The organism is Flavobacterium sp. HNIBRBA15423 (assembly GCF_052655965.1).
Genome location: NZ_CP199751.1, coordinates 2,653,115 through 2,673,243 on the forward strand (window position 1 = coordinate 2,653,115; position 20,129 = coordinate 2,673,243).

The following is a 20,129-nucleotide window of genomic DNA, read 5'->3' on the forward strand; positions in this document are numbered from 1 at the left end:
TAAAGTTTGTGTTTTTAAGTACTTTTGCAAACGTTTAAAATTACTATAATAAAAATGGACAAAAAAATATTTTCTTTTTTATTCTCTACACGTTTAATGGCTGTTTTATTCATTTTGTTTGCAGCTTCAATGGCGGTAGGAACTTTTATAGAGGACGCTTATAATACAGAAACTGCACGTATCATTGTTTATAATGCTTGGTGGTTTGAAGTAATAATGGTGTTTTTTGTTATCAACTTCATAGGAAACATAAAACGTTATCAATTATATAAAAGAGAAAAATGGGCAACTCTTTTGATTCACTTATCCTTTATTTTTATAATAGTTGGTGCATTTATTACTAGATACATTAGCTATGAAGGTATGATGTTAATACAAGAAGGACAAACTGAAAACAAGATTTTTTCTGACAAAACATACGTTTATGGCTTTGTGGATGGAAAACATGAAGGAGAAATAAAAAGACGTTCTTTTGAAGAAAGCAGGTATTTTGCACCAGAAAAAATAGCTTGGTTTTTAAAACCTTTCTTTTCTAATGATTTTACAATAAGAGGTGAATTTAACTCTATTCCTTATAAAATAGAATATGATAGTTTCATCATGAATGCTAGTGAAACTATAGAAGCAGACAAAAACGGAATTCAATATTTAAAAATGGTAGAGTCTAGCGATGGTTCTAGACATGAACATTTTTTAAAAGAAGGAGATTTACAAAACATTCATAATGTATTATATTCCTTTAATAATCCTACTAAAGGAGCAATAAACATCTCTAATTTAGAAGGAAAAATGACTATTCAGACTCCTTTTGAAGGCAATTTCATGAGAATGGCTGACCAAATGCAAGGCAAAGTTACTAAAGATAGTGTTCAACCATTACAACTTCGTTCTTTGTATAATATAGCTGGCAATCAATTTGTTTTTCCAGAAATGCCTATAAAAGGGAAAATGATTTATAAATCTAATAATGATTATCAAGACAAACAAACTCCTGATGCCATAGTTGTCTCTATTGAAAGTCAAGGTAAAAAAGAAAAAGTAACACTTGTAGGCTCAAAAGGAATGCAAGGTGCACCACAAATGATAAAAATTGGTGATTTAGATTTTACATTATTTTTTGGTAGTAAAGTATATGAAACACCTTTTAACGTAAAATTAGATGATTTTATAGCAGACAAATATCCTGGAACAGAAAAAAGTTATTCTGCTTTTAAAAGTAAAATTGAAATAATAGATACAGAAAAAAACAATTCTTTTAAAGATAGCATTTACATGAATAATATTTTAGACTATAGAGGGTTTCGTTTTTTTCAAGCTGGATTTGACCCAGATGAAAAAGGAACGCATTTGTCTGTAAATCATGATCAATGGGGAACATGGATAACTTATATTGGTTATTTCTTATTATATTTTGCATTAATGGCCATCCTTTTTGACAAAAATACTAGATTTGGTGATTTGAAAAGGAAGATTAATAAAATCAACGAGAAAAAGAATACACTTCTTTCATTATTTTTATTATTTTTCACTTTCATAGGGTTTTCTCAAGAACATAATCATAACAATCAGATAGTAGATTCAGATAAAGCAATAGAATTTATTTCCAAATATAAAGTATCTGAAGAACACTCCTCTGAATTTGGGAAAATGGTTATCCAGGATCAAGGTGGAAGAACAAAACCTATTAATACTTTTTCTTCAGAATTGTTAAGAAAAGTATCTAAAAGTGAAACTTATAATGGAATGAATGCTGATCAGGCTTTTATTTCTATGACTCAATTTCCTCAATATTGGTACACCGTTCCTATCATTTACTTAAAAAGAGGTAATGATAGTATTAGAAAAATTGCTGGAATAAAATCCGATGCTAAATACGCTTCCTTAGTTGACTTTTTTGACACTAAAGGGAATTACAAACTAGCTCCATTTTTAGATGAAGCTTACAGAGAAGCTGTTCCTAATAATTTTCAAAAAGATTTTATTGATGTTGATAAGAAAGTAAACTTACTATATGATGCATTAAGCGGTAAAATTTTACGTGTTTACCCCATTCCAAATGACAAAGGAAACAAATGGCTATCCTATTTAGAAATTAGTGATTCTACCAAAACTGTATTGGACACAGTAAAAAATATTATTCCTTTTTATTTAGATGCTGTTTCAAAAGCTAGTCAAAATAATGACTATAAATTAGCAAATTCCCTATTAATTGGATTAAAAGAATACCAAAAAAAATATGGTAAATCTGTAATGATATCTGATAAAAAGATTAATACAGAAATCATGTATAACAAATATGATATTTTTAAGCGTTTGTTTTATTTATACATGTTAGCAGGAGTATTTATGTTAGGTTTCGCTATTTATCAACTATTTTCTAAGGCTAAATGGGTAAGATATACTGTTAATTTCTTTCATGTACTAATAGTTTTCTTTTTCATACTTCATACATTAGGATTAATTGCTCGTTGGTATGTATCAGGTCATGCACCTTGGAGTAATGCTTATGAAAGTATGATTTATGTAGCTTGGGCTACAATGCTATTTACATTACTTTTAGGTTTCCCATACCCTATTTGGCACTTATTATTTACTAATAGAAGATTAAAAAAATCTGCAATTACAATAGCTGCGGGTGCATTTGTTGCTTCTATGCTTTTAATGGTTGCACATTGGAGCTGGATGGATCCTGAAATAGGAAATTTGCAACCCGTTCTGAATTCCTATTGGTTGATGATACATGTCGCTGTAATTGTTGCTAGTTATGGTCCATTTACTCTAGGTATGATTCTTGGTTTAATTTCATTGTTTTTAATGATTTTCACGAATAGCAGAAATGTTAAAAAAATGAAATTAGCTATTGAAGAATTAAGCTACATCAATGAAATGTCTATTACTGTTGGACTTGTTATGTTAACTATAGGAAACTTTTTAGGAGGTCAATGGGCCAATGAAAGTTGGGGAAGATATTGGGGTTGGGATCCAAAAGAGACATGGGCATTAATTAGTATTTTTGTATATGCATTTGTTATTCATTCAAGACTAGTTCCTGGTTTAAGAGGAAAATGGTTTTATAATTTTAGTAGTGTTTTAGCCTTTGCTTCTATTGTAATGACTTATGTTGGTGTTAATTTTCATTTGAGTGGCCTACATTCTTATGCTTCTGGTGAAAAACAAAATGTTGTTTATTATTTATATATATTCGTTGGTATAGTTGCAATAGGCATTCTAGCATTAATAAAATATAATAAACATCATAGTAAAAAAAACTAGCTCTTTTTTACACACTACTATCAAAAAATGGATAGTACTAAAACATTTAAAAACCGAAACTGGTTTTTAACTATGTGGAAAAAGACAATATAGTTCTAAATCAGGTTTAACTCGCTCAAGATTTGAAATTTTATTGGAAGATACTAACGAAAAGTAAAAAAAGAGATTAATTATACTTCCAGATTCATTAAATGATGGACAAAGTGAAACTGAAAAAGCACTAGAAATAATGAAGAAAGAAGGAATTATAAAGTCTTAGCAGAATATATAAACAGAATTTATAATATAAAAAAACTCCAAGAAAGAAAATCTTGGAGTTTTTTGTAGCTATAGATTTTCTAGAATCTAATTATTTTATAATTTCAATTTTTTGAGCTTCTTCAATATTAACACTATCAAAAAATCCTTGCTCTCTCATCCATTCATCACTATATACTTTACTCATGTATCTTGAACCGTGATCAGGAAAAATTACTACTACTTTACTATCTTTAGTAAACTCACCTTCTTCTGCAAACTGCTTAATTGCTTGCATAGCTGCTCCCGAAGTATAACCTACAAACAAACCTTCTTTTCTTGAGATTTCTCTTGCTGTGTGAGCACTTTCTTCATCCGTCACTTTGATAAATTTATCAATCATATCAAAATCAGTTGCTGTAGGAATTAAATTTTTTCCTAAACCTTCAATTCTGTAAGGATAGATTTCTTCACCATCAAATTCTTTTGTTTCATGATATTTTTTCAATACAGAACCATAAGCATCAACACCTAGAACTCTAATATTAGGATTCATTTCTTTAAGGAAACGAGCTGTTCCCGAAATAGTACCTCCAGTTCCACTACAAGCCACTAAATGTGTAATTTGTCCTTTTGTTTGTTCCCAAATTTCAGGACCAGTAGTTTTGTAATGTGCATCAATATTTAAATCATTAAAATATTGATTGATATAAATTGATCCTTTTGTTTCTTCGTGTAATCGTTTAGCTACACTATAGTATGATCTTTTATCATCAGCAGAAACATTTGCAGGACAAACATAAACTTTTGCTCCCATAGTACGAAGCATGTCTATTTTATCTTTAGATGATTTTGAACTTACCGCTAAAATACAATCATATCCTTTAATTATACTAACCATAGCTAAACTAAATCCTGTGTTACCAGAAGTTGTTTCTATAATTGTATCACCTGGTTTTAAAATACCTCTTCGCTCTGCTTCATTAATAATATACAAAGCAATTCTATCTTTAGTGGAATGACCTGGATTAAAAGCCTCTACTTTAGCATAAAAATTACCTTCTATATTTTCAGTTACTCTATTTAATTTAATTAGAGGTGTATTACCAATTAACTCTAAAACATTGTTGTAGGCATTTATTTCTTCTCTCATAAAAACTAAATTATATTGAGGTAAATTATCATTTTTTTAACAACCCCAAAACCCTGCAAATTTAACAAAAAATTTTAAACTACTTCTTAATATTCTCTAAATCTAATAAAAAACTAAATTCTTTAGCCACTTCTTTAAGTGCTTCAAAACGTCCTGAAGCTCCACCGTGCCCAGCATCCATATTAGTATGCAAGAATAATAAATTTTTATCTGTTTTTGTCACTCTTAATTTAGCAACCCATTTTGCAGGTTCCCAATACTGTACTTGAGAATCATGTAAACCAGTCGAAACATACATATTTGGGTAATTTTGAGCTACAACATTATCATAAGGTGAATATGATTTCATATAGTCATAGTATTCTTTTTCATTAGGATTTCCCCATTCGTCATATTCTCCTGTTGTTAAAGGAATAGTATCATCTAACATAGTTGTTACTACATCAACAAATGGAACTTGTGCAATAACACCATTATATAATTCTGGAGCCATGTTTACAATTGCTCCCATTAATAATCCTCCTGCAGAGCCTCCTTCAGCATATAAATGTTTTGAAGAAGTATACTTTTTAGCAATTACATATTTTGAACAGTCTATAAAATCAGTAAAAGTATTTTTCTTTTTCAACAATTTTCCATCTTCATACCATTTTCTTCCTAAATCTTCTCCTCCTCTAATATGAGCAATTGCATAAATAAAACCTCTGTCTAATAAACTTAATCGAGTTGTAGAAAAATAAGGATCCATAGAAGCACCATAAGAACCATAAGCGTATAACAAGAAAGGATTTGAACCATCTTTTTTCATTCCTTTTCTATATACCATTGAAATGGGTACTTTTGTTCCATCTGAAGCAGTAGCCCAAATTCTTTCTTCAGTGTAATTATTCTTATCAAATTTTCCACCTAAAACTTCTTGCTCTTTTAAAACTGTTTTCTCTTTGGTTTTCATATTGAAATCAATAACTGAAGAAGGTGTTGTCATTGATTGATATGCATATCTAAGTATATTTGTATCAAAATCTGGATTTGTTGTAGTATAAGCTGTGTAAGTTTCACTTTCAAAAGGCAAATAATAAGCTCCTTCTCCACTCCAAGGTCTAACTTGAATTCTATTTAAACCATTAGAACGTTCTTCCACTACTAAATAATCTTTAAAAATATCAACTCCTTCTAGTAAAACATCTTCTCTGTGTGGAATAACTTCAACCCAATTTTCCTTTGCTGTTGAAGATTCAATTGTTTTCATCAATTTGAAGTTAGTTGCGTTATCCTTATTGGTAACAATATAAAAACTGTCTCCAAAATGAGAAATACTATATTCTAAACCTCTTGTTCTTTTTTGAAATATTCTAAACTTCCCATTCGGGTTATCGGCTTCTAAAAATTGATATTCGGAAGTTAATGTACTAGTAGAACCAATTACAATATATTTTTTAGATTTTTCTTTGTAAACAAAAGAATAAAATGTATCATCCTTTTCATGATATACTAATTCATCTTGTTTCACATCTGTTTTCAAAACGTGTTTGTAAATCATATCTGAACGAAGGGTTTTTGGATCTTTCTTTGTATAAAAAAAAGTTTTATTATCACTCGCCCAAGTAGTTCCTCCTGTGGTATTTTCAATTAATTCTGGAAGAATTTCTCCAGTCTCTAAATTCTTAATTTGAATAATATATTGTCTTCTTGAAACTAAATCCACCCCAAAGGTCACCCATTTATTATCTTCACTAACACTAAGACCATTCAAGTTAAAATAAGCTTGTCCTTTTGCTAATTCATTACAATCAAACATTATTTCTTCTTTAGCATCTAAGCTTCCTTTTTTACGAGCATAAATAGGATAATCTTTCCCTTTTTCAAAACGAGTTATATAGTAATACCCATTATAAAAATAAGGAACAGAAGTATCATCTTCTTTAATTCTCGCTTTCATTTCTTTGAATAAATCATCCTGAAGTTCTTTTGTATGAGCTGTCATTTTCTCATAATATTCATTCTCTTTATTCAAATAATCAGTAACTTCTTTATCTTCTCTTTGGTTTAACCAAAAATAATTATCAATACGAATATCACCGTGTTTTTCTAAACTATTTGGAACTATCTTTGCTATAGGTGGCTGAATCTCTGCTTTCATTTCTTCCTTTTTATCTTTACATGAAGTGGCAAAAATAATAGAAATCATTACAAAAGATGAAATTTTTTTCATGAAGTTATACATTAAAAGTTAACAGCTAATTTAGTATTTTTGTACTAATAAAAAAATTAAATATTATGTTTGGAAACATTATGGGAATGATGGGCAAAATTAAAGAAACCCAAGCCAAAGTAGAGGAAACAAAAAAACGTTTAGATACTGTTTTAATTGACGAAAAAAGTAATGATGGTTTACTTGAAGTTACTTTAACAGCTAATCGAAAAATTAAATCGATAATAATAAGCGATGACTTATTGCAAGATAAAGAAATGCTTGAAAATTACTTAGTAACTGTTTTAAACAAAGCAATTGAGAAAGCAACAAATGTTAATGAAACTGAACTAGCTGCTGTTGCCAAAGAAAACATGCCAAATATTCCAGGAATGGACATGTTTAAGTAAAAACTTTTTTATCAATTTGAACTTATTTCAAATTCTAAATTATATTGTATATAGAATCTGAAATAAGTTCAAATTACCACTAAATTATTTCATACAACCTTTCTTATTTCTTTATTAAATACTTCACAACTGTTTCTGCTGCATGTAAACCAAACAAGGCTGGCATCCAACTATTAGTTCCATAAAAAGATTTTTTATAATTTTTACCATCTGTTAATTTAACACTTGTAATATCTGGCCTTTCTGTGGAATAAACTGCTTTTACTCCTTTATTAATTCCTTCAGCTTTTAATCGCTTGCGCATATTTTTAGCTAACGGACAATATTCTGTTTTGCTAATATCTCTGACAGTAACTTTACTAGCTTCATATTTTCCACCAGCACCCATATTACTTATTACTTTTACTTTCTTTCTTTTTGCAGCAAGAATTAAATTTAATTTTGGAGTAACACTATCAATACAGTCTAATACATAGTCAAATTCTGGTGTAACTAATTCGAATGCTCTTTCGGGTGATAAAAACTCTTCAATTCGTGTTAATCTTAATGCTGGATTAATATCTAATAATCGATCGCCTACTACTTTCACTTTGGGCTGACCCACAGTAGAATGTAAAGCTGGTAATTGGCGATTTACATTTGTTATATCTACTGTATCACCATCAACAATCGTCATGTTTCCAACTCCTGCTCTTGCTAAAAATTCGGCAGCAAAACTACCAACGCCTCCTAATCCTACGACCAATACATTTGCATTGGTTAGCTTATTCATTCCTTCTTCTTTAAATAATAATACTGCTCTTTCTTGCCACTTTGCCATTTCTCTTTTGTATTTTAAAAGTTTTACTTTTATAAAGTTTAAATTTGTTGTTTAAAAATTGAATTGAAATTAATTTGTACGATTTGCTTCATTTCATTGATTTCAATATTTTTTATAGCTGATGCTTTTGCATATACTTCTTCGATACTTTCTTCAATTGTATCTGTTTCTAAGAAAAACTTATCATTGGGAACATTTTTAAAAACTGCTGCTAATTCTGGATTTCGCAATAAATATTTACCAAATGACAAATAAAATCCATTATCCAGAAGTGATTGTGCTACTTGTGCGTTTTTAGAAAACCCATGAATTACCATTGGATTTTGAATATTCATCTCTTTTTTAATCGCAATTACTTCTTGATAAGCTGATACACAATGCAAAATAACTGGTTTATTTGCTTTTTGTACCAATGTTATTTGTTTCTTGAAAACTTTTATTTGAGTTTCTAATGGAATTTCAATTCGTTTATCTAATCCACATTCGCCTAAAGCCAAACATTCTTCTAATTTCAATTTCTCTTCAATACATTTCAAATCTGACTCCAAGCGATTTTCAGTAATATACCAAGGATGAATTCCAATGGAATAGCGTGAGATTTCATTATTAAATTCCCAAGGATATTGATTAACGATCTCTAAAACAGATGCTTTATTTGAATAAGAATGTGTATGTAAATTGATGAATTGCATTAGTCATGAAACTTTTTAACTCCAGCTTCAATTGCAATTGCCAAATCGTTTTCCAATGGAACTATCGGACAAGAATACTTATAATTATAGGCACAATAAGGATTATAAGCTTTATTAAAATTAATAATCACTTTATCAGATGTTGGAATTCGCATATCTATATAACGACCTCCTATATAACTTTCTTTTCCACAAGTTAAATCTGAAAACGGTAAAAATAGATAATCTTTAAAACCTGGTTTTCTAGATAATTCGATATTTTGGTACACATTTAAAGCAAATTTATTTCCCTCAATTTCAAAATGAAGTACACCATATTTTAGATACATAGGTGTTCTGTCAGTTGACGTTTTCATTTTGAAAGGTTTTTCTTTTTTAGCCTTAACAAAAGTTGCTTCTACTATAAATTTTTCATTAATAGGATAAAAATCTAAGGCTTTAAAATGTGCTCTATCTTCATCTGTTAATGGACTTTTTAATGAATCGGCAAATTCTGCATTCATTTGCTTTTGAAAATCATAGACAGCTTGTAATTCTTCTTTTTGAGCTAAAGAAAAACCAATCCAAAAAATAAAAAACAGATATTTAAACATGATTCTTTTTTTTGCAAAAATATATATTTTAAGTAATATAATTTTCATAAACCTATTTTGTACCTTTGAAAATCAATCAAAATCATGTTAAAAAGAGTCTTTTCAAACTACATTAATAATTTTAGAGGGTTTTCTCGAGAAATTTGGATTCTTACGTTCGTTACCTTTATTAACAGAGCGGGAACAATGGTTTTACCTTTTTTATCCAAATATTTAAAAGAAGATTTGGGTTTTAGTTTAAATCAAGTAGGTTGGATTTTGGTTAGCTTTGGTTGTGGTTCTATGTTAGGCTCTTGGTTAGGAGGGAAATTATCTGATAAAATAGGATTTTACAAAGTAATGATTTTCAGTCTTTTAACAAGCGGGCTAATGTTTTTTGGTTTACAACATATTACTTCCTATGAAGGATTATTAGTAGCGATTTTTCTAATAATGACAATTGCTGATATGTTTAGACCTGCCATGTTTGTTTCCTTAGCTGCATACGCTAAACCTGAAAACAGAACCAGAGCACTAACTTTAGTTCGCTTAGCCGTTAATTTAGGATTTGCAGCTGGACCAGCACTTGGTGGATTAATTATTATGAATATTGGTTACAAAGGATTATTTTGGGTAGACGGACTAACTTGTGTTATTGCTATTCTAATTTTCTGGTACAAAGTAAAAGAAAAGCAACAATCCTCTTACCTAGACAAAAAAAATCCTGGAGAAATTTTAACCGCTTCCGTTTTTAGAGACATTCCCTTTTGGATATTTTTAACAACTTGTTTAATTAACGGAATTATCTTTTTTCAATTATTTACTACATTACCCATCTATCATAGAGCACAATTTGATTTAACCGAATTACGAACTGGCTTGTTACTTACTTTTAATGGAATACTCATTTTCTTCATGGAAATGCCCATTGTAAGTTTTATAGAAAGAAAAAAGTTCAATAAAGTTAAAATTGTAAGTATTGGAACTTTCATCATGGGATTATGTATGTACTTATTACTCATTAATCAATGGGAAATTGTACTATGGATTATGATGTTTTTTATGACCTTTGGAGAAATGCTTGCTTTTCCTTTTTCCAATTCCTTTGCTATGAGTCGTGCTCCTAAAGGACATGAAGGGCGTTACATGGCTATTTTTACCATGAGTTATAGTCTAGCACATATTTTTTCTGCAAAAGCAGGTATGACAAATATTGAATTATATGGTTATCAATTCAATTGGTTCTTCATGGGAACTCTTGGACTAGTAGGAGCTTTTTTAGGTTATATTACATTATATTTATTAAATTCAGAAAAAAGGAGAAAAAATTAATACATTTTTTCTCCTTTAACTTAGTACTATATTGAGTGAGATTATTCCTTAACTATCTTAAAATTTTCAATTGAATTAATAGATTTAATTGCAACTATATAATTTCCTTTCTGTAGATTAGAAATATCTAGATTTTCTGAAAAAGCATTTATATTTTTATCCATTATTTCTTGACCCAGTAAATTATAGATTGTAATACTTTTTATTTCTTCATTTTTAGAATTAATAGTTAATGATTCTTTAGCAGGATTTGGAAATAAACTATACTGTGACAGCGACATACTAGGTGTACTTAATAAATCTATATTTAAACCATATAACAGATTATTAGGTGTAGCTTGTGACACTCCTACAAGAATAGTTTCTCCTGGAACAACAGCTGTTGAAATAAATAAACCACCAGCCAATGAACTTGTTGATCCAGCTGGAACAGCATCATTTGTATAAAAATCATATACAACTCCAGTGGGTAAACCTGTAGTTAAATTGATACTTGAAATAACATCATTACTAGGAGTTCCAGCCTGATGATAAACATATAATAATCCACTTCCATCAACAGCAGCTCCATACATTCCTGTTAATGTATGTGTAGCAGCAGGAATAACCGATAACTGACTACCTGTCATACTTACAGATGCAATATCAGTGTTAAAATTAGCTATCCAAAAACCACCTGCTCCTGAATTTAATGAAGCGTCATAAGCACAAAATCTTGCAGTTGCATTTGATGTAGTCGTAATAGCAATTGTACTTGTAAGTGTTCTTGTAACAGGATTGACCACATAAATAGATGTACTAGATGTACCACAATAAACATTTGTACCATCTGTTGTCATTGATCTAGTTCCAGTTAAACCTGCCACTTGAAATGTTTCAATAAAGGCTCCAGTATTACTTAAAACATGAATATTATTAGAAGCCCATGCAGATACCCAAAACTGATTATTAATAAAAACTACTCCTGCATTTCCTTGCGCTCCAATAGAGGTACCAATATCATACAAAAACTCTGTTGTTAAAGTCGAGAAATTAACATTATTACTATGGTTAGTATTCTGATTTAACAGAACATTGGGATCAAAATCTTCTGATTGACTATATCCAAAGATTGTAACAATTAGTAAACTTAAAAAAAGGTATTTTTTTTTCATAAAAATTAGAATTTAAAATTATTTTATTCTAAATCTACAATTTAATTAACTATATATTATTTTTAACTGATAGAAAACACTTTTAATCGCTTAAAAGCATTTTTATTTTTAAAAACTACATAAATAGTTAAATAACTATAAAAATAGTTGTAAAACTAAAAAAATAGTTATAGGTTTGTTCTAACAAATTTATAATTATGCAAAAATTAACCAACAAGGAAGAAGAAATCATGCAAATTTTATGGAAGCTCAAAAAAGCATTCGTAAAAGATATTATGGAAGAAATTACCGAAGACAAACCACATTATAACACCTTATCTACTATTGTAAGAAATTTAGAAGAAAAAGGATATGTAGGTTATACTGCTTATGGTAAAACACATCAATATTTCCCAATTATTACCATAGAAAATTATCGTAAAAAGTTTATGAATACGGCTATTGATACTTATTTTAATAGTTCCTATAAAAATTTGGTCTCCTTTTTTGCGGAAGAAGAAAAGATTTCAGCAGAAGAGCTTCGTGAAATATTAGCAATCATCGAAAAGAAATAATAAAATGGAAAACGTCTTATTCTATTTTTTAAAGGTAAATGGTTTACTTCTTGTATTCTATTTCGCATATTATTTATTCCTGAGAAAAGAAACTTTTTTTCAAAGTAACCGATTGTTTTTACTTTTAGGAATTGTTAGTTCGTTTATTTTTCCACTTATTTCGTTTACCAATGTAATTTGGATCGAACCAGAACCAATTATTCAAAGTACGGCTACTTATAATCCAATAAGAAATTTTCAAGTAGTACCAACAAAAGAACCATTCAACTGGAACAAATTGCTTTTTAGCTGTTATACAATCGTTTCCTTTTTCTTTTTAGCAAAACTATCTATTGAAATAATTTCTTTTTTTAAGATAATCAAAAACGGCAAAAAGAGTAAGGCAGATAATATTGTTTTGGTAGAAACCAATGAAAGTCAGAATCCTTTTTCCTTTTTTAATTATTTGGTCTTTAATCAATCACATTTTACTGCTGAAGAATTGAATATGATACTTATTCATGAAAAAGTTCATATTCAACAAAAGCATTCCTTTGATGTTTTAATTGGAAAACTTCTTTGTTTATTATTTTGGATTAATCCAATAGTCTGGTTTTATAGAAAAGCTATGCTTGAAAACTTAGAATTTATTGCCGATTATAAAACAGCCACACTTACTAATAATTCATACGTATATCAAAAAACACTACTAAAAGCAGTCGTTTGCAATCATCAATTAACAATCACAAATCAATTTTATCAATCATTAATCAAAAAACGAATCGTTATGTTAAACACCAATCCTTCCCGTAGAAAAAAACTTTGGAAATATTCCTTAGTTGTTCCATTCTTAGTTGCGTTTGTTCTTCTTTTTCAAATTGAGACAATTGCACAAATAAAAAACAAATCTAAAATAGAAAAACAAACTTCAAGAGAACGAATTGAACTTGTAATTGATAAAAATACAAGTGATAAAGACATCAAAGAAGAAACAGAAATGATTAAGCAGAAATATGATGTTTCCGTTAAGGTTTCAAAAATTAAAAGAAACGCTAAAAATGAAATTATTGCATTAAAAATAGAGTATAAAGATGATAACGGCAGTTCTGGTTCATCTCAAATTAATAGTGATGAAGCTATAGATCCTATTGTTTTTTATCTTAATAATTTAAATGGCAATAAGAGTATGGGATTTAAAACCTTATCAAATAGTGAAGAAAAAAACAAAGCGTATGCCTATCATCATGAAGAAGATTCTGATGAAGATGAAGTTAGTATAACTAGTTATTCTTTTGATGATTTACCAGAACCACCAACTCCTCCTTCACCTCCTTCACATCCCTATGAAAACTTAAGAGAAGCTCCGTCACCACCAGATTTTCCAGATGCTCCAGATTTACCTTCCAATCTTGACGATAAAAAAGCAATGAAAAAATTTGAAGAAAAGATGGCTGTTTTCGAAATGAAAATGAAAAAAATGGAGCCACAAATAAAGAAGTTTGAAAAGGAAATGGAAGGCTTTGAAATGGAGATGGAAGGTTTTGAACCTGACATGAAAGCTTTTGAAAAACAAATGGAAGAATTTGAAAGAAAAATGGAAATCTATCAAGAAAAATTAATGCAAAGACTACCAAAAGAAAACGAAATTCGTGAAGAGAATAAGGAACGAATTATCGAAAGAAAAGTAATTATTAATAAAAGAAAAGACGCAATTGAAGCAGAAAAAATGGCAATGAAAGCCCAAAATGAAGCCATGAAAAGCCAAATGGAAGCTCAAAAAGAGGCTATGAAAAATCAAATGGAAGCCCAAAAAGAAGCTATGAAAGGTCAAATGGAAGCTCAAAAACAAAAAATGAGAGCTGAAATAGAAAAACAAAAAGCAGAAGAACGAAGAAGAATAGAACAATCAAAAAAAGAATAACACAAACATAAAAACATCCTGCAATTGCAGGATGTTTTTTTAACTATATTTGCCAAAAAAACAAACTCATGTATAAATTTTTAGCCAAACTAAATAAACTAATATTACCTAGTTTTACTAAACAACGATTAGATATTACCAAAGCTAAAAAATGGCAAAAAGCCTTACTTGCTTATCGTTATTATATCACTATCAAGAGTTTAGACTAAGACCTTAAAGTACACTAAAAAAGCTTCCATTTAATTTTTGTAATTTTTACACTTTTGATTTGCAAATTAATCAAATATACCTATATTTGCACCCTCAAATAGGCCTCGTGGCGCAACTGAATAGCGCATCTGATTACGGCTCAGAAGGTTACTGGTTTGAATCCAGTCGAGGTCACGAAAAAAACGCTAAGTTCGCTTAGCGTTTTTTCTTTTTATAACACTTACAATTTCGATTAATGTTTTACAGCCCTGATAGGAACGGCATCCTTTTCTTTTTCTTAAAAAAAGAAAAGATATAGTGGATAGCAGGTGTGTTTTGCTACTGAAAAACTATTTTTGTGCTCCTAATAAAAAAACCAAGTATATTTGGTACACTAAATCAAGATAACGTTATAAACAGTTAAAAATGGTAATCGATAAAATTGAAAATTATGGTCGCTATAAGAATATAAATGAAAGATTAGCAAAAGCTTTTGAATACTTAATCACTACTGATTTTAATATAATTGAACCTGGAAAATATGCTATCGACGAGGAAACTATTTTTGCAATCGTACAAGAATATGACACTAAAGAAGAGGCTGATTGCTACTTAGAAGGTCACTTTAAATACATCGATATTCAATATATTGTTTCGGGTGAAGAAATTATTAGTGTGGTTCCTTTGACGAATCAAATTCCTGTTACTAAAAACGAGGAGAATGATTATGCTTTTTATGAGTGTGCTAGTTCTCCTATTACCATTAGCGCTGGTATGTTTACTATCTTTTTTCAAGATGATTTGCATAAACCTTGCATGAAATCGGGTTCGGTTTCAAAAGTAAAGAAAGTGGTTATGAAAGTGCTTGCTTAATGGTATTGTAAAATAAATTCTCAAAAAAATAAAAGCTCTCATTTCATATAAAAATGAGAGCTTAAAAAACCTAAAGCGTTGAACCACCATCAACCACAATTTTCTCATTTCGCAATACTAAAGAATTATCCGAAACTAAAAATTCAACTATTGGAGCTATATCTTCGGGTAAAACCACTCTTCCAATAGGAGAAGTTTCAGCGAAATATTGTAATAATCCATCAATGGCTTCGTCTGTCATTCCTGATTTTTTCTGAATGGGTGTATGTGTAACTCCTGGACTAACTACATTAATTCTGATTCCTTTTTGAGCTAACTCTAGATTCAGTACTTTTGCAATGGCTTCTAATGCTGCTTTACTTGCCGAATAAACACTTGCATTAGGAAATGCTTTAAAAACAGCAATAGAGGTGTTCAAAACAATGCTTGAAGGGTTTTTAAGTATTGGAATAAACTTCTGAACTGTAAAAAAAGCTCCTTTAAAATTAATGTTCATGGTTTCATCAAACAATTCCTCATTAGTGTCTTCAAAACTAATTGATTTAAAAATTCCTGCATTTACAAATAACCCATCAATAGTTCCATGATTTTCTTTTATCTGGTTTACCAAATTATCAATGTCCTTTAACACACTTGTGTCAGAAATATATCCGAAGGCATTTTTTCCTAATTCGGTTAATGCTTTTTCCAGATTTTCTTCATTTCTACCTGTAATAATTACTTGATAATTTTTCGCAATTAGATATTTTGCACAAGCGAACCCTATTCCGCTTGTTCCTCCTGTAATAACAATTATTTTATTCATTTTGTATTTATTTTTGAACAAAACTAGATTATTACTAACTTTGAAACAAGTACTTACTAAATGGTAAGTAACTGACTTTTAACTCGGAATACAATTGTTATTATGGAAATAGAGATAAAAAAAATGGAAGAAAAATATATTATTGCTGAAGAATGTCCAATTACAATTTTCATGGAGCAAATTGGTGGTAAATGGAAGCCTGTAATTATATGGTTATTATTAAGTAATGAAGTGATGCGTTTTAACGAATTAGACAAAACCATAAAAGGAATTAGTCAGAAAATGTTATCGCAACAATTAAAAGACTTGGAGCAATTAGGAGTAGTTGTTAGAAAATCTTATCCAGTAATTCCTCCAAAAGTAGAATATCGTTTAACCGAAAAAGGAAAATCGTTAGCTCCTCTTTTAACAGCTATGAAAGCTTGGGTTTATGAAAATTTAATTAAAAAATAATATCTTATCTCTTACCAAAAACCTGATTTTTAAAACCTTCCATTTTAATTTCTATTTGTTTTTCGGTTTCAATAATCTTTATAATTTGTGTTTCAACACTTCTATTTTCGGTTTTACCATTTATAATATCTTGTATCGATTTTGGTGAAAACGATTTTCCTCTACTATTATAAATCTTTTTTTTATTTAAGATTGGAATGATCTTTTTACTAGGTTGTTTGCCAAGGTATTTTATAATTATTTCTTTCTCAAAAGGTTTTATCATACTATTTTCATTACCTTTTCTTAGTGCCTATAAAAAATGACTTTACAATAAACTAAATTGCTAGGTATTAACCGTATTTTTCAACTTATCTTCGATAGAAGCAACACTATTTTTAAAGTAAAGTGCTCCTCCGTTTTTATAAAATCGTTCAAAATCGCAAAATAACATGGTAAGAAAATGAAAAGAGGCTAATTTATCTATCTCATAGACTAATTTTTCTATCAACTTTGGAATAGCTTCTGTACAAAAAACACCTATGAAGTTAAAATAATCTGGTGTAAATTGTTTTAAATAGCTATCTACGTTTTCTAGTATTTCAATCTGAATACTTAAAAAATCCTCTATGGTAGCTGCTTTATGCAAAATTTTACCTATCTCATGGTTTGTGTACATATGCAATAATTAATAATTAGTTTTTATTTTGTTTTTCTAAATATATACGATTGATAGCTACGTTTGGATTAAAAAATATTTAATATTATTAAAAAAAAATTAAAACGAAACCTTATCTTATTCAATTACTTACTAATTTTTATAAGTTTTAATCATTATCTACACCTCATAGTATCACAGAATACAGTATTTTTTACTATATTCGCTTTATCTATCAATTCGTTTTTGAGTAGTTATTCATTCGTTTTGATGTGGCTAATATACAAACAAGTTTTTATTTTACAATCATATTTTAATAAAAATGCAAACTTTTTTCAAAAGATTATTACAAGTAATTGAATTTCAAGAATTTAAAAACATAAATGATTTTGCCTTAAATGGTTTAAAGTATGATAGTTCTAGTAAATTGAATCGATTGAAAGATGAAAAGAATAAGCCTTCAGTTGAAATTTTATTAGATATTGCAAATTATTTCCCTAAAATAAATATTCATTGGTTAATTACTGGTAATGGTAATATGCTTTTATCTAATTATGAAGCTGTTCCAAACAATTTAAAAGAACCAAATGAAGTTTATAAACTAGAAGCTAGTCTACAATTAACGGAAAACTATGCTACTTTAAAAGAAAACATTATCCTAAAAGATGATATCATTAAAAGTCTAAAAGAAAAAATAGAAATTCAAGAAAAACAGTTGATTCCTTTTGAATCTATTTTAGAAAAACTAGAATTTCGCATAGATTCTATTGAGAATTTTAATGCTTTGGTAAGACATAAATTAGATATTAAGAAATAAATCTAAAAATGATATAAGAAAAAATCCTGAAAATTAATTTTTCAGGATTTTCTATTTTATACTTCAACGTTCAAAAATTCTAATCTCACACTTCCATCATCATCAATTCGTGATAATTTTATTTCATGTAAAGTATTTGCTAATTCTGGATTCCAAGGTGTTTTTACTTTTACGTAATTTTCGGTAAAACCGTGAATATAGCCTTCTTTGTTTTCACTTTCAAACAAAACGGTTCTACTGGTTCCTATTTGACTTTCGTAAAAAGCTCTACGTTTTTTAACCGATAAACCTCGTAGCATTTTACTTCTTTTTGCTCTGACATTCTTTGGTACTACTCCACTCATTTCAGCAGCTTCTGTATTATCTCTTTCTGAATAGGTAAAAACGTGCAAATAAGAAATATCCAATTCATTCAAGAAATGATAGGTTTCTAAAAAATGTTCGTCCGTTTCGCCAGGAAAACCAACAATTACATCTACACCAATGCATGCATGAGGCATTACTTCACGAATTTTATTCACGCGATCTACATACAGTTCTCGTAAATAACGACGTTTCATTTTCTTTAAAATAGCATTACTTCCTGATTGTAAAGGAATATGAAAATGGGGTACAAAAGCTCTTGATTTTGAAACCAACTCGATAGTTTCATTTTTTAATAAATTAGGTTCAATTGACGAAATTCGTAGTCGTTCAATTCCTTCTACTTTATCTAATTGGGTAACCAAATCTAAAAAAGTATGTTCGTGTTTTTTGTTTCCAAATTCTCCTTTTCCATAATCACCAATATTTACACCTGTTAAAACTATTTCTTTAATTCCTTTAGCTGAAATCTCTTGGGCATTTTTCAAAACACCTTCCATAGTATCACTTCTGGAAATTCCTCTGGCTAATGGAATTGTACAATAGGTGCATTTATAATCACAGCCGTCTTGCACTTTCAAAAAAGCTCGTGTTCTATCACCTATGGAATAACTCCCAACATAAAAATCAGCATCTTCAATTTCGCAGGAATGCACTTCACCCATATCGTTTTTAGACAAATCGTTGATATAATCGGTAATTTTGAATTTTTCGGTAGCACCTAAAACTAAATCTACTCCATCAACTGCTGCTAATTCTTCTGGTTTTAATTGCGCATAGCAACCCACAGCAGCTACAAAAGCATTCTCATTAAGTTTCAAAGCTTTTTTTACAATTTGCTTAAATTGTTTGTCTGCATTTTCTGTAACCGAACAGGTGTTGATTACATACATATCGGCAACTTCTTCAAAGTCAACACGTTCAAAACCTTCCTCTTGAAAATTTCTCGCAATCGTAGAGGTTTCTGAGAAATTTAATTTACAGCCTAAAGTATAAAAGGCAACTCTTTTTTTGTTTTCCATAAGTAAACTCAATTGATGAAATCGTTGTCAAAAAATTGAGTGTGCAAATTTACATTATTTTTTATAATTATATAAAGGTTAGATAAAATTGTGTAACCTAAACCAACTCTAGAATAGTGAACTTTGTAACCATAAAAAACTATTAAAAAAAAGCAATGTCAAAAGAAAATTTATTTAGCAAAGAAGCAGTTGCTAAACTGAAAGAATTATCGGAAAAAGCAAAAACATGTATGTTTATTACCAACTTAGATAAGAAACCCCCTTTTAACGCCAGCCCCATGAGTCTTCAAGAATGCGATGACGAAGGGAACCTTTGGTTTATTAGTAGTAAAGAAAGTAATAAAAACATGGAAATTGCTCGAGACAATACGGTACAATTGTATTTCATGAACAATGGAGATTACGAATACTTATCGATATTTGGTCAGGCCTTTATTTATGACGACAAAGCAACGATTGAAGACAAATGGTCAGTTTTTGCGAATGCATGGTTTGAAGGCAAAAATGACCCAAACGTAAGCATCATTAGAGTAGCTCCAAAAGACGTATATTATTGGGATACCAAAGCAGGTAAATTTGTGTCCATGCTGCATTTTTTAACCGCAATAGCAACAAGAAGTAAATCAAACAATAGTGATGGGGTTGAAGGGAAAATTAAAATATAATTTTTTAAAATTTCAAA

General features: G+C 29.3%; 20 protein-coding genes and 1 tRNA gene. 11 read left to right on the forward strand and 10 right to left on the reverse strand.

From position 1 onward, the window contains the following. Positions 1-54: 54 nt before the first annotated feature. Complete coding sequence (gene ccsA, locus ACULEV_RS11980; protein ID WP_445455291.1) at positions 55-3,273, forward strand: cytochrome c biogenesis protein CcsA; 3,219 nt, start codon at positions 55-57, stop codon at positions 3,271-3,273. A gap of 349 nt (positions 3,274-3,622) precedes the next feature. Here ccsA and ACULEV_RS11985 read toward each other — a convergent pair whose 3' ends face one another. Both ACULEV_RS11985 and ACULEV_RS11990 read right to left on the reverse strand, forming a co-directional pair. Continuing rightward, the gene (locus tag ACULEV_RS11985) at positions 3,623-4,663 is read right to left on the reverse strand and encodes a PLP-dependent cysteine synthase family protein (protein WP_445455292.1); all 1,041 of its coding nucleotides are present in this window, start codon (positions 4,661-4,663) and stop codon (positions 3,623-3,625) included. A gap of 79 nt (positions 4,664-4,742) precedes the next feature. Beyond that, a complete protein-coding gene (locus ACULEV_RS11990) occupies positions 4,743-6,875 on the reverse strand; it encodes a S9 family peptidase (RefSeq protein WP_445455293.1) in 2,133 nt (710 codons plus the stop codon). Positions 6,876-6,940: 65 nt separating this feature from the next. Between ACULEV_RS11990 and ACULEV_RS11995 the strand changes: the two genes are divergently transcribed. Continuing rightward, a complete protein-coding gene (locus ACULEV_RS11995; protein WP_445455294.1) occupies positions 6,941-7,264 on the forward strand; it encodes a YbaB/EbfC family nucleoid-associated protein in 324 nt (107 codons plus the stop codon). Positions 7,265-7,367: 103 nt separating this feature from the next. Here the strand turns inward: ACULEV_RS11995 and ACULEV_RS12000 are convergent, their stop codons facing one another. Genes ACULEV_RS12000 through ACULEV_RS12010 form a run of 3 tightly spaced genes read right to left on the reverse strand, consistent with a single transcriptional unit; the run spans position 7,368 to position 9,417 of the window. Further along, positions 7,368-8,084 (reverse strand): tRNA threonylcarbamoyladenosine dehydratase, encoded by a 717-nt coding sequence (locus ACULEV_RS12000; RefSeq protein WP_445455295.1) that lies wholly within the window; start codon positions 8,082-8,084, stop codon positions 7,368-7,370. Positions 8,085-8,122: 38 nt separating this feature from the next. Beyond that, positions 8,123-8,776 carry a TatD family hydrolase gene (locus ACULEV_RS12005; RefSeq protein WP_445455296.1) on the reverse strand — a complete coding sequence of 218 codons (654 nt, stop codon included), beginning with the start codon at positions 8,774-8,776 and terminating at the stop codon, positions 8,123-8,125. Then, on the reverse strand, positions 8,776-9,417 hold the full coding sequence (locus ACULEV_RS12010; protein WP_445455297.1) for a DUF1684 domain-containing protein: 642 nt from the start codon (positions 9,415-9,417) through the stop codon (positions 8,776-8,778). Before ACULEV_RS12010 ends, ACULEV_RS12005 begins: the two co-directional genes overlap by 1 nt. A 36-nt stretch (positions 9,418-9,453) precedes the next feature. Between ACULEV_RS12010 and ACULEV_RS12015 the strand changes: the two genes are divergently transcribed. Next, complete coding sequence (locus ACULEV_RS12015) at positions 9,454-10,680, forward strand: MFS transporter (RefSeq protein ID WP_445455298.1); 1,227 nt, start codon at positions 9,454-9,456, stop codon at positions 10,678-10,680. 41 nt (positions 10,681-10,721) lie between these two features. Here ACULEV_RS12015 and ACULEV_RS12020 read toward each other — a convergent pair whose 3' ends face one another. Beyond that, positions 10,722-11,834 carry a T9SS type A sorting domain-containing protein gene (locus tag ACULEV_RS12020; RefSeq protein ID WP_445455299.1) on the reverse strand — a complete coding sequence of 371 codons (1,113 nt, stop codon included), beginning with the start codon at positions 11,832-11,834 and terminating at the stop codon, positions 10,722-10,724. Positions 11,835-12,031: 197 nt separating this feature from the next. Here ACULEV_RS12020 and ACULEV_RS12025 point away from each other — a divergent pair, with 197 nt between their 5' ends. The 5 genes from ACULEV_RS12025 (at position 12,032) to ACULEV_RS12045 (ending at position 15,350) form a co-directional block, all read left to right on the forward strand. Beyond that, positions 12,032-12,388, forward strand: a complete 357-nt coding sequence (locus ACULEV_RS12025) for a BlaI/MecI/CopY family transcriptional regulator (RefSeq protein ID WP_445455300.1) — start codon at positions 12,032-12,034, stop codon at positions 12,386-12,388. A 4-nt stretch (positions 12,389-12,392) separates the two neighbouring features. Next, positions 12,393-14,288 carry a M56 family metallopeptidase gene (locus ACULEV_RS12030; RefSeq protein ID WP_445455301.1) on the forward strand — a complete coding sequence of 632 codons (1,896 nt, stop codon included), beginning with the start codon at positions 12,393-12,395 and terminating at the stop codon, positions 14,286-14,288. Positions 14,289-14,356: 68 nt separating this feature from the next. Continuing rightward, positions 14,357-14,497, forward strand: coding sequence for an SsrA-binding protein (locus tag ACULEV_RS12035; RefSeq protein ID WP_445455302.1), 141 nt, complete (start codon positions 14,357-14,359; stop codon positions 14,495-14,497). A 101-nt stretch (positions 14,498-14,598) separates the two neighbouring features. Beyond that, positions 14,599-14,672, forward strand: a tRNA-Arg gene (locus ACULEV_RS12040). A gap of 231 nt (positions 14,673-14,903) precedes the next feature. Then, positions 14,904-15,350 (forward strand): YhcH/YjgK/YiaL family protein, encoded by a 447-nt coding sequence (locus ACULEV_RS12045; protein WP_445455303.1) that lies wholly within the window; start codon positions 14,904-14,906, stop codon positions 15,348-15,350. Between the two features lie 70 nt (positions 15,351-15,420). Here the strand turns inward: ACULEV_RS12045 and ACULEV_RS12050 are convergent, their stop codons facing one another. Next, entirely contained in the window at positions 15,421-16,155 is a 735-nt protein-coding gene (locus tag ACULEV_RS12050) for an SDR family oxidoreductase (RefSeq protein WP_445455304.1), read from the reverse strand. A 102-nt stretch (positions 16,156-16,257) separates the two neighbouring features. On the opposite strand from ACULEV_RS12050, the gene ACULEV_RS12055 reads away from it, so the two are divergent. Beyond that, positions 16,258-16,608 carry a winged helix-turn-helix transcriptional regulator gene (locus ACULEV_RS12055; protein ID WP_445455305.1) on the forward strand — a complete coding sequence of 117 codons (351 nt, stop codon included), beginning with the start codon at positions 16,258-16,260 and terminating at the stop codon, positions 16,606-16,608. A gap of 4 nt (positions 16,609-16,612) precedes the next feature. On the opposite strand, the gene ACULEV_RS12060 is transcribed toward ACULEV_RS12055, so the two are convergent. Continuing rightward, the gene (locus ACULEV_RS12060; RefSeq protein WP_445455306.1) at positions 16,613-16,873 is read right to left on the reverse strand and encodes a hypothetical protein; all 261 of its coding nucleotides are present in this window, start codon (positions 16,871-16,873) and stop codon (positions 16,613-16,615) included. A 60-nt stretch (positions 16,874-16,933) separates the two neighbouring features. Beyond that, entirely contained in the window at positions 16,934-17,266 is a 333-nt protein-coding gene (locus ACULEV_RS12065; RefSeq protein ID WP_445455307.1) for a hypothetical protein, read from the reverse strand. Between the two features lie 301 nt (positions 17,267-17,567). Between ACULEV_RS12065 and ACULEV_RS12070 the strand changes: the two genes are divergently transcribed. Next, positions 17,568-18,062, forward strand: coding sequence for a hypothetical protein (locus tag ACULEV_RS12070; protein WP_445455308.1), 495 nt, complete (start codon positions 17,568-17,570; stop codon positions 18,060-18,062). Between the two features lie 56 nt (positions 18,063-18,118). On the opposite strand, the gene mtaB is transcribed toward ACULEV_RS12070, so the two are convergent. Continuing rightward, positions 18,119-19,447, reverse strand: a complete 1,329-nt coding sequence (gene mtaB, locus ACULEV_RS12075; RefSeq protein ID WP_445455309.1) for a tRNA (N(6)-L-threonylcarbamoyladenosine(37)-C(2))-methylthiotransferase MtaB — start codon at positions 19,445-19,447, stop codon at positions 18,119-18,121. Between the two features lie 155 nt (positions 19,448-19,602). Between mtaB and ACULEV_RS12080 the strand changes: the two genes are divergently transcribed. Then, the gene (locus tag ACULEV_RS12080; protein ID WP_445455310.1) at positions 19,603-20,112 is read left to right on the forward strand and encodes a pyridoxamine 5'-phosphate oxidase family protein; all 510 of its coding nucleotides are present in this window, start codon (positions 19,603-19,605) and stop codon (positions 20,110-20,112) included. Positions 20,113-20,129: the final 17 nt, after the last annotated feature.

Excerpts from the sequence above, each read along its gene's own strand:
- ccsA (WP_445455291.1), top strand. The coding sequence starts at position 55 with ATGGACAAAAAAATATTTTCTTTTTTATTCTCTACACGTTTAATGGCT.
- ACULEV_RS11985 (WP_445455292.1), bottom strand. The coding sequence starts at position 4,663 with ATGAGAGAAGAAATAAATGCCTACAACAATGTTTTAGAGTTAATTGGT.
- ACULEV_RS11990 (WP_445455293.1), bottom strand. The coding sequence starts at position 6,875 with ATGAAAAAAATTTCATCTTTTGTAATGATTTCTATTATTTTTGCCACT.
- ACULEV_RS11995 (WP_445455294.1), top strand. The coding sequence starts at position 6,941 with ATGTTTGGAAACATTATGGGAATGATGGGCAAAATTAAAGAAACCCAA.
- ACULEV_RS12000 (WP_445455295.1), bottom strand. The coding sequence starts at position 8,084 with ATGGCAAAGTGGCAAGAAAGAGCAGTATTATTATTTAAAGAAGAAGGA.
- ACULEV_RS12005 (WP_445455296.1), bottom strand. The coding sequence starts at position 8,776 with ATGCAATTCATCAATTTACATACACATTCTTATTCAAATAAAGCATCT.
- ACULEV_RS12010 (WP_445455297.1), bottom strand. The coding sequence starts at position 9,417 with ATGAAAATTATATTACTTAAAATATATATTTTTGCAAAAAAAAGAATC.
- ACULEV_RS12015 (WP_445455298.1), top strand. The coding sequence starts at position 9,454 with ATGTTAAAAAGAGTCTTTTCAAACTACATTAATAATTTTAGAGGGTTT.
- ACULEV_RS12020 (WP_445455299.1), bottom strand. The coding sequence starts at position 11,834 with ATGAAAAAAAAATACCTTTTTTTAAGTTTACTAATTGTTACAATCTTT.
- ACULEV_RS12025 (WP_445455300.1), top strand. The coding sequence starts at position 12,032 with ATGCAAAAATTAACCAACAAGGAAGAAGAAATCATGCAAATTTTATGG.
- ACULEV_RS12030 (WP_445455301.1), top strand. The coding sequence starts at position 12,393 with ATGGAAAACGTCTTATTCTATTTTTTAAAGGTAAATGGTTTACTTCTT.
- ACULEV_RS12035 (WP_445455302.1), top strand. The coding sequence starts at position 14,357 with ATGTATAAATTTTTAGCCAAACTAAATAAACTAATATTACCTAGTTTT.
- ACULEV_RS12045 (WP_445455303.1), top strand. The coding sequence starts at position 14,904 with ATGGTAATCGATAAAATTGAAAATTATGGTCGCTATAAGAATATAAAT.
- ACULEV_RS12050 (WP_445455304.1), bottom strand. The coding sequence starts at position 16,155 with ATGAATAAAATAATTGTTATTACAGGAGGAACAAGCGGAATAGGGTTC.
- ACULEV_RS12055 (WP_445455305.1), top strand. The coding sequence starts at position 16,258 with ATGGAAATAGAGATAAAAAAAATGGAAGAAAAATATATTATTGCTGAA.
- ACULEV_RS12060 (WP_445455306.1), bottom strand. The coding sequence starts at position 16,873 with ATGATAAAACCTTTTGAGAAAGAAATAATTATAAAATACCTTGGCAAA.
- ACULEV_RS12065 (WP_445455307.1), bottom strand. The coding sequence starts at position 17,266 with ATGTACACAAACCATGAGATAGGTAAAATTTTGCATAAAGCAGCTACC.
- ACULEV_RS12070 (WP_445455308.1), top strand. The coding sequence starts at position 17,568 with ATGCAAACTTTTTTCAAAAGATTATTACAAGTAATTGAATTTCAAGAA.
- mtaB (WP_445455309.1), bottom strand. The coding sequence starts at position 19,447 with ATGGAAAACAAAAAAAGAGTTGCCTTTTATACTTTAGGCTGTAAATTA.
- ACULEV_RS12080 (WP_445455310.1), top strand. The coding sequence starts at position 19,603 with ATGTCAAAAGAAAATTTATTTAGCAAAGAAGCAGTTGCTAAACTGAAA.